This is a genomic window from Halorubrum sp. Atlit-8R, assembly GCF_003666025.1.
GTDB classification, from domain to species: domain Archaea; phylum Halobacteriota; class Halobacteria; order Halobacteriales; family Haloferacaceae; genus Halorubrum; species Halorubrum salinarum.
The window spans coordinates 180,687-192,743 of record NZ_QPLV01000004.1; the positions used below are offsets into that span (position 1 = coordinate 180,687).

Genomic DNA, 12,057 nt, shown 5'->3' on the forward strand with positions numbered 1-12,057 from the left:
TTATCCGAGCGAACCCTCCATCTCCAGCTCGACGAGCCGGTTCAGCTCGACGGCGTACTCGATCGGCAGCTCCTCCGTGATCGGCTCGATGAAGCCCGAGACGATCATCTGCTTGGCGTCGTCGTCGTCGAGACCGCGCGACTGGAGGTAGAAGATGTCCTCGTCGCCGATCTTGCCGACGGTCGCCTCGTGGGCGACGTCGACCTTCGACTCGTTGATCTCCATGTACGGCATCGTGTCGGAGGTCGACTCGTTGTCGAACATCAGCGCGTCGCACTCGACGGCCGTCGAGGAGTTCTCCGCGCCGTCCGCGATGTGGACGAGGCCGCGGTAGTTGGTGCGGCCGCCGTCCTTCGCGATCGACTTCGACTCGACGGTGGACTTCGTGTTCGGCGCGTTGTGGTACACCTTCGCGCCGGTGTCGATGTCCTGGCCCTCGCCCGCGAAGGCGATGGTGATGTGGTTGTCGGACGCGCCGCGGCCCTTCAGGATCGTCGACGGGTACAGCATCGTCGCCTTCGACCCCATCGAGCCGGAGATCCACTCCATGCGCCCGCCCTTCTCGGCGATGGCGCGCTTCGTGTTCAGGTTGTACGTGTTCTTCGACCAGTTCTGGACGGTCGAGTACTGGACGTGGGCGTCCTCGCCGACGAACACTTCCACGCCGCCCGAGTGGAGGTTGAACGCCGAGTACTTCGGGGCGGAACAGCCTTCGATGTAGTGGACCTCGGAGCCCTCCTCGGCGATGATGAGCGTGTGCTCGAACTGGCCCATCCCCTCGGAGTTCATCCGGAAGTACGCCTGGACCGGCATCTCCACGGTGGTGTTCTCCGGGACGTAGACGAACGAGCCGCCGGACCAGATGGCGCCGTGAAGCGCCGCGAACTTGTTGTCGCTCGGGGGGACGCACTTCGTCATGAAGTGCTCGCGGACGATCTCCTCGTGCTCCTGGACGGCCTTGTCCATGTCACAGAAGATGACGCCCTTCTCCTCCCACCGCTCCTGCATGTTCTGGTAGACGATCTCGGACTCGTACTGCGCGCCGACGCCCGAGAGCGCGTTCTTCTCGGCCTCCGGGATGCCCAGCTTGTCGAAGGTGTCCTGGATCTCCTCCGGGAGGTCCTCCCAGCTGTCCGCGCCGCCGCGGGTCTCGATGTCCGGCCGGATGTAGGGAACGATCTCGTCGATGTCGACCTCCGAGAGGTCCGGCTGCCCGGGCCAGTCGGTCGGCATCGGCATCTCCTGGAACTGCTCGAGCGCGCGCAGGCGGCGCTCTAACATCCACTCCGGTTCGTCCTTGTCCTCCGAGATGACGCGGACCGTCTCCTCGGTGAGGCCCTTCTCGCTTTTGAAGGCGGACTTCTCCTCCTTCTTGAACTCAAAGCGGGCCTCGGTGTCTGTCTCCTTGAGGTCGTCCTGTTGTGAACTCATAGTGTATTGTTACGGATTCCCGTGTTTACGTGTGTCGCGTGCCCGCATTCGGTTACGCCGCCTCGAAGGCGTCCTCGCGGACCCAGTCGTACCCCTCGTCCTCCAGCTTCTCGGCGAGCTCCGCGCCGCCGCTCTTGACGACTTCGCCGTCGAGCATGACGTGGACGTGGTCGGGCTCGACGTAGTCGAGGATGCGCTGGTAGTGGGTGATCTGGAGGATGCCCGTGCCCTGCTCGTCGCGGAGCGCGTTGATCCCCTTCGAGACGTCCTTCAGGCGGTCGATGTCGAGCCCGGAGTCGATCTCGTCGAGCACGGCGATCGACGGCTCTAACATCGCGGCCTGGAGGACCTCGTTCTGCTTCTTCTCGCCGCCGGAGAAGCCGGCGTTGAGGTACCGCTGCATGAACTTCTCGTCCATGTCGAGCAGCTCCATCTTCTCGGAGAGGATCTCCTGGAACTCGGCGACGCCGATCTCGCCGTCGTCCGCGGGCCCCTCCATCGGGGAGGTCTCGTACCCCTCGTCGTCCTCGTCGGCCTCGGCCGACTCCTCGTCCTCGTCCTCGAACAGCTCCTCGCGCTCGTCGGCCTTCGCGTTGAGGGCCTGGCGGAGGAAGTTCGTCATCGTGACGCCCTCGATCTCAGCGGGGTACTGGAAGCCGAGGAAGATGCCGAGCGCGGCGCGCTCGTTCGGCTCCAGCTCCAGGAGCTCCCAGTGGTAATCCTCGTCGTCGAGGTCGGCGTCCACGTCGGCGACGTCGTCCTCGTCGAGGTGGAGGGAGACCGACCCGTCGGTCACCTCGTAGGCCGGATGGCCGGCGATCACCTTCGCCAGCGTCGACTTGCCCGAGCCGTTGGGACCCATCAGCGCGTGGATGTCCCCGGACTCGACGGTCAGGTCGACGCCGCGAAGGATCCGTTCACCGCCCTCTTCGGCCACTCGTGCCCGAAGGTCGTTGATTTCGAGAGTTGCCATTGTGTTCTCGTGCCTCGTGTGCGAACAGTGGGTGTTGCGGGGGTTAACGGTTACGCATCTCCGCCTCAAAAATCGCAGATCCACCAAGAAATTTTCTTCCGATCGAAAAGTGCTTTCGACGACCGGCGTTTCGCCTCGCCGTCGGTCACATGAACGAGCCGAGCCCCGTCTGCTCTTGGCCCGTCTTGACCTCCTCCCACGACATGCCGAGCGCCTCTATCACGCGCTCTATCGGTCCCTTGAGGGTCTTGTCGAGCATCTTCTCCCAGTCGACCTCGAACTCGTCGGGGACCTGGTCGGCGTACTCGAAGCAGATCACGTCCGGGTCGCGCTTGAACTCCCCGTAGAGGTGGTCCCGCTGGGGGTCGAGCCCCTCCTCGTCTTCCATCCGCGCCCAGAAGTCCGGGTGGACCTTCTCGATGTAGAGCCGCTTCGGCTTCGACCCGCTGCCGAAGTTCGTCCCGAGCATGAGGTTGGCGTACTTCGCGCCGCGGACCTGCGCGGTCGGCGTGTCGTAGGCGTCGAGCTTCTTGCCGATGCCGCCGGGGATCCCGACCTCGTCGAGGTCCACGTCGCCGTCGAGCACCCGCGCGATGACGTCGACGAGGTACTCCTTGACCTCCTCCATGTCGTCGTCGATGTCGTCGCCCGTGACGATGGTCTCGATGACGTTCTGCTGGACCTCCTTCGTGATCCCGGCGATGTCCGAGCGCTTGTACTCGAAGCCGGTGATGTCGATGTCGTCGACGTCTTTCCCCTCCTTCCAGACGATGTGGCCCGCGTACCGCTTCTTCTTGCCCGCCTGGAAGAAGCGCCGGTAGAGCTTCTCGAACTCGATCTGGAAGCGGTGTTCGTCGGCGTTGAGCTCCTCGCGCGCGAAGTCGTCGTAGCGCTCGTTGATGTGGTCCTCTATCTCGAAGGAGGTCTCTATCGCCTCCTCCTTCGACATGTCAGAAAGAGATAACATGACCGAATCGGTATCTCCATAAGCAACCTGATAATTAAGCTCTTCTGCGGCCTCCTCGGTAAAGTCGATGACTTCGCGACCGGTCGCTGTGACGGCTGCTGCGCCCTCTTTGTCGTAAAGACGGAACCGGTCCCAGCCCGTCACGCCGTAGAGGGAGTTCATGATGACCTTGACGGCGCCCTGCTGGCGGTCGTACTGCTCGTACGGCTCGGTCCCGGGGTCGTGGTCGTTCCGGAGCGCCTTCTTCTCCTCGCGCTCGGAGAGCAGCTCGTCGACCATCTCGCGCATGATGCCGTCCGGCTCCTTCCGGAAGTGGGTCCCGTTGGGCGCGACGTAGGTCTCGCCGTCGTACTCGTCGGGGTCGACCTTCGTCTCCGGGCCGGCGTTGATCGTCACCATACACATCGGGTAGAGGCTCTTCAGGTCCTGGACCGTCACCATCTCCTTGACGCCCGTTATCGGGTCGAAGACGGCGCCGCCCTCGAACTCCTCCGACTCCTGTTGGCCCTTCGTCGGGAGCGCGAACTTCCCGAACGCCTTGTGGAGGACGTACATGTCGACCGTGTCGCCGGGCGTCGGCGCGTCCTCGATCTTACAGCCGACGAAGGTCCGCACCTCGTCCCAGAAGGCGATCACGTCCTGCTTCCGGTCGATCTCGACGCACAGCTCCACGTCGCGGATGCTGTACTCCAGCAGGCGCTCCGGGTCCTGCTCCCAGAGGTCGCCGATGTCGCCCGTGTAGCGCTCCTTCCCGACGCCGAGCTCGCGCTCGCCGACCGCGTCGAGCCGGTACGACTCTAACTCGGTGAACATCGTGCGCTTGTAGGCGTACAGCAGGTCGAAGACGACCCGTCCCTTCACGTCCGGGCCGCCCCACCCGGACCGCCACACCTCGCCGATCCGGGAGAGCCGGTCGACGTCGAGGTCGTACTGGCTCCCCTCGTCGAGCACCTCCAGCCGGTCGAGGACGTACGGCGCGTCGAAGTCCTCGAAGTTCCAGCCGGTCAGGAGGTCCGGGTCCGTCTCGTCGATGTACTCGACGAACGCGTCGAGCATCGCGGCCTCCTCCTCGAAGGTGCGGACCCGGAAGTCCAGCTCCCCGTCGCCGCCGACGATCCCCTCGTAGTCGGGGAGGTCCGCCGGCGGCGGGATGTCGGCCTCGGGCGCGTCGTACAGCCAGACGACGTACTCGTCGTCGTAGGAGTCGTGGCTGGTGAGACAGATGATCGGCTCCTCGCCGTCCTCAGGGAAGCCGCGCCGGTCGTCGACCTCGATGTCGAAGGTGTTCACGCGGAGGTCGGCGTCGACCTCGGCGGGTTCGAGGTGGCCCTCGTGGACCTGTATCGTCCCCTCCCCGTCGTCGAGGCGCCGCTCCTCGACGCGGATCCCGCCGTTGATCCCGTTGTCGATCAGGAAACGGTTCGGGAACAGGATGTCTGCCTCGAAGCTCGTCTCGAAGTCGTCCCGGATGTTCCCCACGTCGCGGGGCGTCCGGGTGACGATCCGGGTGAGCGGCTCGCCGCGGATGCTCTCGAAGGGCTCGCCGTCGGGGCTCTCCTCGCGGGTCCCGATCACCACGTCGTACTCCTCGACGGGGTCGCGGTCGAGGTCGGCGGTGGGCACGTAGAAGTACGGCTCGACGCCGAGCACGCGGAGGTGTTCGACGACGTCGTGGTCCGGGTCGCCGTCGACGCCTTCGGCCTCCCCGTCGACGTTCTCGGCCGGCCGCCGACCGAACACGTGGACGACCGGGTACTCGTCGCTCCCGTACCCCTCGACGGCGTAGTCGATCTGGGTGATCATCAGCTCGACGGTCCCCGTCGACTCCGGGAACTTCGCCTCGTCGACGTCGACCACGTCGCTGACGTGACCGCGGCCGCCGCCGGCGACGACGGCCGCCTCCTGGGCGGCCAGCTCCTCCCGTTCGGTGTCCGTGTCGCCGTCGGCCCCGTCGCCCGCATCCCCGGTCGACGAGAAGTCCGACAGCCCCGACTGAGTCATATCCGCCCTTCGGCGGCACCCGGCTAAAAAACTCGGCTTTCGGGTGCGGCGAGCTATCCCGCCACGGAAAGGCATATAATGTGTGATGACTTACCACGGTCTATGTCTTCGGACCCACGCTCCGAATCCGAGGTGGCTCGCCCGGCCGACTCCGACGCGGTCGACGCCGAGGTGGAGGCGTACGAAGACGACGGGAACGTGGTGCTTTTCGACGCCGCGAACCCCCTTGCGTGGGTCGAGGCGAGCCGAACCGTCCGGCTCGCCGACGCGGTCTGACGCGGCCCTTCTACTGCCGTCCGCCGCCCCGCCCCGCCGCACCGCACTCGCTCGCCAGCAGCCGCGGCGCCGCGTCCGGACGGAACCCCTTTGCCCCGGCGCGGCGTACGGCCGGGCGTGTTCAGCCTCGACGAGGACGACGAGGGCGAGATCTCGGTCGGCGAGAGCTCCGACGCCGAGCGGGAGATGACGCCCGACATTCCGCGGGCGCCCTCGGTGAAGTCGTTCGACGACGGCGGCGACTTCGAGGGCGCGAGCGACGTGGACCAGGGCACCCTCCGCGCGTTCGTCGTCGCCGTCATCTACGCCAACGCCGCCGTCCTCCTCGTCGCGCTCGGCCCGATGGTGTGGTTCTTCGAGGGCTGGTCGCGGATCGGTCCGGCCCTGTTCGTCGCCGGGCTCCTGGCCGGCGTCCGCACCTACCAGACGTACCGGTCGTGGAGGCGGTCGCGGGACGAGGCCGACGGGGAGGGCGACGGCGATCCGGGGTCCGAGGCGGACGACCCCGACCCCGACGCGGCGCCCCCGGAAGCGTAATACCCGGCGAGCGCCCTCCTTCGACCATGCAGACGGTCCGCGACGGCGACGGCGAGACGTACCTCCTCGTGAAGCGCTCCGCCGAGTCGAGCCGCGTGCGGGACCCGGCGACCGGCGCGGAGCGGTACGTCGACAACGACGACCTCCGGGTCGTCGACGGCGAGTCGCCGCTCGCGACCGCCGCCTCCGGCGTGTCGGAGCCGGTCCGTCGGACGCTCGGCGCGGTCCGCGACGACCGGTCGCTCGGCCTGCTCGCGGTGGTCGTCGACGAGGGGCCGATCGCCGCCATCGACCTCCTCGACGCGGCCGACATGTGCGAGTCCGACCTCCACGGCGCGCTCTCCGAGTTCCGCGCGGCCGGCCTGGTCGACGAGGCCGAGGTCGCCGGGCGCCGCGGCTACGAGGCGACCCCGGTCGCGGTCGAGGCGCTGGCACTGTTGCGCGGCGAGTCGGCGGACGACGGCGGCGCCGAGTCGGACGACGGCTGATCCCGCCGGCGTCGAACGGCCGACGCCGACAGAAAGCACTTGCCGGTCGGCCGACGCCCCTCGCCCATGGCGCTCCGACCGAACGGGCGCCTCAGCGGCGCCCTCCTCGCGGTCTGTTGTGGCCTCCTCGCCCCGCTCATCTCGGAACGGGTCCTGGCGCATCGCCTCGGGCTGGCCGGACCCCCGGTCGCGTACGGGTTCCTCGCGCTCGCGGGAGTCGGTGCCGTCGCCGCCTTCCGGTACTCCTCGGCGGACTCGTGGCGGTACCTGCTCGCGTACGCCGGGCTCGCCGTCGCCGGCGCCCTCGGTACGTTCGCCTATCTGCTCGGGCAGGCCGGGGCGTGAGCGTCGCCCGCTGCCCGGCGGAGAGATACGAACGGGCGCCCGTCGGAGCACGCGGAGGGCGGTCCTGCGGGACCTCGCCTCAGTCGTCGGCGAGCGACGCCGCCTCGATGTCCGCCGCGTCCTCCCGCCGGACGGTCGAGCGGTTCGAGCGCGGGTCCTTCTCGACGGTGACCAGCTCGTCGGCCGCGCCCACCAGCTCGTCGTCGTGGCTCACGATGACGATCTGGCGCACGCCGAAGCCGCGCATCTCCTCGACGAGCCGGACGAGCCGCGAGACGTGGCCGGAGTCGAGGAACACCGTCGGCTCGTCGAGGATGAGCGGCGGCGTCGGCGCCGCGCCCTCGATCCCCTCCGAGAGCAGGCGGTATATGGCACAGCGCAGCGAGAGGTTGAACAGGGCGCGCTCGCCGCCGGAGAGCTGCTCGGGGTCGAGCGGCTCGCCGTCCTTCTGGTAGACGGTGAGGACGTACTCGCCGTCGAGCTCGATGTGCGAGTAGGCGTCGTTGCCGTAGACGAGCTCGAACGTCTCGTTGAGGGTGCGCTCCAGCTCGGCCACGTTGCGCTGGCGGAGCTCCGCGCGCAGGTCGCCGTACATCGACTCCAGCTCGCTCGTCTCCTCGTGGAGGCCCTCCAGCGCGGCCACCCGCTCGCCCAGCGCCTCGCGCTCCTCGCGGAGCTCCTCCAGCTCGCGGAGCTCGCCTTTCACCCCGCCGATCGCGTTCTGGAGCTCCTCGCGGCGCTCGTCGAGGCGGTCGAGCTCCTCGCCGACCCGTTCGAGGTACCGCTCTGCCTCCTGTTTCCGTTCCCTCGCCGTCTCGACCGCGGCCTCGTCGACGGCGTCCGCGAGCTCGTCGCGCCGCTCGCGCTTGTCGGCGAGCCGGTCGCGCCGCTCGTCGTTCACCTCTTCGAGGTTCTCCCGCTTCTCGCGGCGGCGCTCGACCTCGTCTTCCGCGTCCGCGATAGCGGAGAGGCGCTCCTCGACCGCCGTCACCGCCTCGCGCGCGTCGTCGATCGCCGCGAGCTCGGACTCGAGCTCCTCGACGCGCGCCGCGGCCGCCTCCGCCTCCTCGCGCTTCTGGGCCGCGACCTCGCGCGTCTCCTCGGCCGCGTCCCTGAGCTCTGCGGCGCGCTCGCGCTTCTCCTCGGCCGTCTCCCGCTTCCGGTCCGCCGCCTCGCGCTTCTCCTCGACGCGCGCCTCGAGGGTCTCGACGCGCTCGTCGATCTCGTCGAGCCGGTCGGCCGCGCTCGCGAGCCCGTCGAGCTCCGCGATCCGGTCGTCGAGGTCGGCCTCGCGGTCGCGGGCGTCCGCGAGCTCGGCCTCCAGCTCCGCGACGCGCTCGCGGTCCTCGTCGATCCCGCTGGCGTGCGGCGAGTCCTCGACCGGCTGGCCGCACTCCGGACACTTCCCCGCCGCGAGCAGCTCCTCGGCCTCCGCGACGCGCTCGCGGGCGTTCTTCAGCTCCGCCGACAGCTCGGCGATCCGCTCGCGGACCTCGCCGCGCTCGTCGCGCAGCGCGTCCCGCTCGTCGGCGACGCCGTCGCGGTCGACGTCGGCGTCCGCGGCCGCGAACCGCTCGCGGAGCTCGTCGGCCTCCTCGCGGAGGTCCGCGACCGACGACTCGGCCTCGTCGGCCGCCGCCGCCGTCGCCTCGGCCTCGTCGGCGAGGTCGTCGGCCTCGGCCTCGATCTCCGCGGCGCGCTCGGTCCGGTCGTCGGCCTTCCCGGCGAGGTTCGTCGCCTGATTGCGGAGCCCCTCGGCGTTCACCCGCTCGTCGTCGAGGTCCTCGCGGACCGTCGCCTCCCGCTCGTCGAGCGCCGCGCGGCGGTCGGCGATCGCCTCCTCGGTCGCCGCGTCGAGGCCGGCGTCGTCGAGCCGCCCGTCGATCTCCGACTCGATCTCGTCGATCCGCTCGCGCGTCTCGCGGATCGCGTCGCGGTGGTCGTCGCGCTCGCGCTCGGCCTCGCGGATCGCGGCCTCGATCTCGTCGATCTCCGACTCGACCGCCTCCAGCCTCTCCCGCTTCTCCGCGTGCGTCGACAGCGTCTCGGCGGCCGCGTCGCGCGTCTCCTTCGCCTGCTCCCGCTGGGTCTCGTACCGCTCGATGTCGTCGGTGACCTCGCCGAGTTCGCCCTCCAGCTCGTTGAGCCGCGCGTGGAGGTCGCGGTCCTCCTTCGCGGCGATCTGCTCGTCGAGCTGGTCGAGCCGCCCGCGCCGGTTCTCCAGCACGTCCTCGACGCCGAGCCTGGCGTCGCCGGCGCGCTCGCGGTACTCCTCCAGCTTCCCGAGCTGGAGCAGGTCGTCGATCGTGTCCTGCCGCTCCCGCGGCGTGGCGTTGATCAGCTTGTTCACCTCGCCCTGCCGGACGTACGCGCAGTTGACGAACGCCTCGGCGTCCATCCGCAGCAGCTCCGTGACGAACTCGCGGACCGCGCGGGCGCCGTCGCGGGTCACGTCGCTCCCGTCGGTCGCCTCGAGCGTACACTGGTGGTCGATCCGGCCGTCGTAGGACTTGATCCGCCGCTCGACCCGGTAGGAGACGCCGTCGTGGGTGAACCACAGCTCAACCTCCGTCTCCTCCTCGCCGTTCGTGATCACGTCGTCGAGGGTCCCGTCGAGCGCCTTGGAGCCGTACAGCGCGAAGAAGCAGGCCTCCAGGAGCGACGACTTCCCGCTGCCGTTGAGCCCGTGGATGACGGTGACCCCCTCGGTCAGCCGCAGGTCGGCGTCGCCGTAGGGCTTGAAGTTCGCGAGGCGGACGCGGTCGAACTTCACAGGTAGTCCTCCATGGAGACCTGGCCGTCGGGCGACGCCGCGTCGGCGTCCGTCGCCTCGGCGGGGTCGGCGTCGGACTCGTCCGGCTCGGGTTCGTTACTGTCCCGTTCGTCGCCGTCCGGTTCGTCGTCGTCCGGTTCCTCCCCGTTCGATTCGTCGCCGTCCGATTCGTTGCCGTTCGGTTCGTCGTCGTCCCCGGCTTCATCCGATTCGGCCGTCGCTTCGCCGCCGTCGTCATCGCCGGTCTCGGCGTCGGGCTCCACGGCCTCGAACGCGCCGAGGTCCTCGTCGCCGTCGAGCCGCTCCTCGACCCGTCGCTTCACCGTCTCGCGGACGTTCGCGTCCGGGACGGTGTCCTCGCGGACCGCGCTTTCCACGTCGCGTGCGGCGGTCGACAGCGACATCTCGTCGAGGCGGTCGCGGACGGCGTCCTCCGGGTCGGCGAAGCTCACGTCCACCTCGCCGTCGGCGTCGACCTCGCGCCTGTCCGTGACGCGCGCGATGAGCGCGCCCTCGTCGGTCGCGAACTCCTCGACGGCCGCGGGCGTCACCGGGTCGCCCTCCCCGGTTATCTCGACGTGGACGACCGCCTCGGCGAGGTCGTGCTCCCGCACGCGCTCGCGGACCCGCGACTCGCCCTCGCCCTCGCGCAGTTCGACGGAGACGAAGACGAACGGGCGCGTGTCGAGCGCGCGGCGCCGGATCTCGACCCGGTCGTCGCCGCCGGCCGCGTCGGCGTCGAAGACGACGACGTTGTAGCCGCGCCCCTCGCGCTCGCTGGCGCTCGCGCGCTCGGTCGAGCCCGGGTACGTGACCCACGTGTCGGCGACCCGCGCGGTGTCGGGCGTGTGGTTGTCGCCGAGGAGCATCGCGTCGAAGTCGACGTCGCTCTCGGTCAGCACGGTCTCCGTGTCCCAGTCGGCGTAGCCGAACGGCTCGAAGAGGCCGTGCGCGACCAGCGCCGCGTACTCGGCGTCGTAGTCGGCGAACGCGTAGTCGAGGTCGTCGCGCCGCGAGACGGGGACGTGATCGAGGCCGTAGAAGGCGGTGTCGCCCACGACGACCGGCTCGTCGCCGAGCCGGGTCGCGAGGCCGAGGCGCTCGAAGAGGTCGAGCCACTGCCCGCCCCGCGTCGACTCGTGGTTGCCGACGACCGCGAGGAACGGGATCCCCGCGTCGTCGAGCCGGCGGAGGACGGAGATGGTCCCCATCAGGTCGCCGAGTTCGGGCCGGCGGTCGTGGAAGAGGTCGCCCGCGTGGACGACGGCGTCGACGCCGTCGTCGACCGCGTCGTCGACCACGGCTTCGAACGCGTCGAGGAAGTCCTGGCGTCGGACCGGCGAGTGGTACTGCGAGTACCCGACGTGGGTGTCGCCGGTGTGGATCACCCGTGTCATCTGTCCGCGTCTTGGCCGGTGTCCGGCTTAGGGATTCCGGGGCCGGAGCGGAAGTGGTCGCGCCCGTCGCCGCGCCGCTCGGGGCCGCCGGCGTCGGTGTCACCGTCCCCGCCGGAACCGTCCGCCGCGCGTCGGAACGCCCGGTACGCGGCCAGCGCCTCGCGGCCGCGCTCGGCGGCGGCCTCGTCGCCCGCGCGCTCCGCGACGTCGACCGCCTCCGCCAGCCGGTCGAGGCCGACGGCGTCGACGAAGCCGGCCGCCCGGCGGAGGTCGGCGCGCGCGGCGTCCGCCTCGTCGATCACGGCGACGTACGGGCGCCTCGCGGTGTCGGTGCGCGTCGCGAGCGCGGCCAGGGCGCGCTTGACGGCGGTAGTCGAGACCACGGGCCGACTGGCGCGGCATCGGGGATAAAGCGTCGCGGACGCTCCCCTCGACCCTGCGGACCGCGGCGCGGTCCGAACCCCGCCTCAGACCGCCAGCGAGTACAGCCGTTTGCGCGCGTCGGTGAAGGAGAACCGGGAGTCGACGACGCCCTCCTCTTCGAGCCGCGACAGGGCGTAGCGGACGGTCCGGGGCGGGAGCAGCGTCTCCTCGGCCAGCTCGCTCTGGGTCAGCGTGTCGTTGTAGTCTAACACCTTCGCGACGAGCTTCGCGCTCGGCGGCAGGTCGCGTACGGCCGCCCAGCGGTCCGCGGCCGCGTCGTCGGCGGTGACGGCATCGGTCGTGCTCATGCGTACCTCGATCGATCGCATGCCGGATAATAATATTTACTATCCTAATTCATTACTGTTGAGCATCTGTACGCCCCGGACCGACCAGTCCGTCCGGCCGAACCCCCCGCGCGTCGCCGTCTCGCCGACGATACTGGC

At 69.5% G+C, this 12,057-nt stretch carries 11 protein-coding genes; 4 read left to right on the forward strand and 7 right to left on the reverse strand.

Annotated elements, in window-relative coordinates; translation table 11 throughout:
• The 3 genes from sufB to DVK05_RS11905 all read right to left on the reverse strand — a co-directional run bounded on the left by sufB (window position 1) and on the right by DVK05_RS11905 (window position 5,372).
• Entirely contained in the window at window positions 1-1,431 is a 1,431-nt protein-coding gene (sufB, locus tag DVK05_RS11895; protein WP_121563545.1) for a Fe-S cluster assembly protein SufB, read from the reverse strand.
• A 52-nt stretch (window positions 1,432-1,483) separates the two neighbouring features.
• Window positions 1,484-2,404, reverse strand: coding sequence for an ABC transporter ATP-binding protein (locus DVK05_RS11900; RefSeq protein WP_121563546.1), 921 nt, complete (start codon window positions 2,402-2,404; stop codon window positions 1,484-1,486).
• 145 nt (window positions 2,405-2,549) lie between these two features.
• A complete protein-coding gene (locus tag DVK05_RS11905) occupies window positions 2,550-5,372 on the reverse strand; it encodes a DNA-directed DNA polymerase (protein ID WP_121563547.1) in 2,823 nt (940 codons plus the stop codon).
• A gap of 102 nt (window positions 5,373-5,474) precedes the next feature.
• On the opposite strand from DVK05_RS11905, the gene DVK05_RS17370 reads away from it, so the two are divergent.
• The 4 genes from DVK05_RS17370 (at window position 5,475) to DVK05_RS11920 (ending at window position 7,018) form a co-directional block, all read left to right on the forward strand.
• Window positions 5,475-5,648 carry a hypothetical protein gene (locus DVK05_RS17370; RefSeq protein WP_167551914.1) on the forward strand — a complete coding sequence of 58 codons (174 nt, stop codon included), beginning with the start codon at window positions 5,475-5,477 and terminating at the stop codon, window positions 5,646-5,648.
• A 117-nt stretch (window positions 5,649-5,765) separates the two neighbouring features.
• Complete coding sequence (locus DVK05_RS11910; protein ID WP_121563548.1) at window positions 5,766-6,185, forward strand: hypothetical protein; 420 nt, start codon at window positions 5,766-5,768, stop codon at window positions 6,183-6,185.
• A gap of 26 nt (window positions 6,186-6,211) precedes the next feature.
• Window positions 6,212-6,673: a hypothetical protein gene (locus tag DVK05_RS11915; RefSeq protein ID WP_121563549.1), complete on the forward strand. Its 462-nt coding sequence runs from the start codon at window positions 6,212-6,214 to the stop codon at window positions 6,671-6,673.
• 66 nt (window positions 6,674-6,739) lie between these two features.
• Window positions 6,740-7,018, forward strand: a complete 279-nt coding sequence (locus DVK05_RS11920) for a hypothetical protein (protein WP_121563550.1) — start codon at window positions 6,740-6,742, stop codon at window positions 7,016-7,018.
• Window positions 7,019-7,097: 79 nt separating this feature from the next.
• On the opposite strand, the gene rad50 is transcribed toward DVK05_RS11920, so the two are convergent.
• The 4 genes from rad50 to DVK05_RS11940 all read right to left on the reverse strand — a co-directional run bounded on the left by rad50 (window position 7,098) and on the right by DVK05_RS11940 (window position 11,919).
• A complete protein-coding gene (gene rad50, locus DVK05_RS11925) occupies window positions 7,098-9,791 on the reverse strand; it encodes a DNA double-strand break repair ATPase Rad50 (RefSeq protein WP_121563551.1) in 2,694 nt (897 codons plus the stop codon).
• On the reverse strand, window positions 9,788-11,188 hold the full coding sequence (mre11, locus tag DVK05_RS11930) for a DNA double-strand break repair protein Mre11 (protein WP_121563552.1): 1,401 nt from the start codon (window positions 11,186-11,188) through the stop codon (window positions 9,788-9,790). The genes rad50 and mre11 overlap by 4 nt, the downstream gene beginning before the upstream one ends.
• Complete coding sequence (locus DVK05_RS11935; RefSeq protein WP_121563553.1) at window positions 11,185-11,571, reverse strand: hypothetical protein; 387 nt, start codon at window positions 11,569-11,571, stop codon at window positions 11,185-11,187. The genes mre11 and DVK05_RS11935 overlap by 4 nt, the downstream gene beginning before the upstream one ends.
• 84 nt (window positions 11,572-11,655) lie before the next feature.
• A complete protein-coding gene (locus DVK05_RS11940) occupies window positions 11,656-11,919 on the reverse strand; it encodes a helix-turn-helix domain-containing protein (protein ID WP_121563554.1) in 264 nt (87 codons plus the stop codon).
• Window positions 11,920-12,057: the final 138 nt, after the last annotated feature.

What these genes read in the sequence shown, in the direction of transcription:
- sufB (WP_121563545.1), bottom strand. Translation starts at nt 1,431, where the DNA reads ATGAGTTCACAACAGGACGACCTCAAGGAGACAGACACCGAGGCCCGC.
- DVK05_RS11900 (WP_121563546.1), bottom strand. Translation starts at nt 2,404, where the DNA reads ATGGCAACTCTCGAAATCAACGACCTTCGGGCACGAGTGGCCGAAGAG.
- DVK05_RS11905 (WP_121563547.1), bottom strand. Translation starts at nt 5,372, where the DNA reads ATGACTCAGTCGGGGCTGTCGGACTTCTCGTCGACCGGGGATGCGGGC.
- DVK05_RS17370 (WP_167551914.1), top strand. Translation starts at nt 5,475, where the DNA reads ATGTCTTCGGACCCACGCTCCGAATCCGAGGTGGCTCGCCCGGCCGAC.
- DVK05_RS11915 (WP_121563549.1), top strand. Translation starts at nt 6,212, where the DNA reads ATGCAGACGGTCCGCGACGGCGACGGCGAGACGTACCTCCTCGTGAAG.
- DVK05_RS11920 (WP_121563550.1), top strand. Translation starts at nt 6,740, where the DNA reads ATGGCGCTCCGACCGAACGGGCGCCTCAGCGGCGCCCTCCTCGCGGTC.
- mre11 (WP_121563552.1), bottom strand. Translation starts at nt 11,188, where the DNA reads ATGACACGGGTGATCCACACCGGCGACACCCACGTCGGGTACTCGCAG.
- DVK05_RS11940 (WP_121563554.1), bottom strand. Translation starts at nt 11,919, where the DNA reads ATGAGCACGACCGATGCCGTCACCGCCGACGACGCGGCCGCGGACCGC.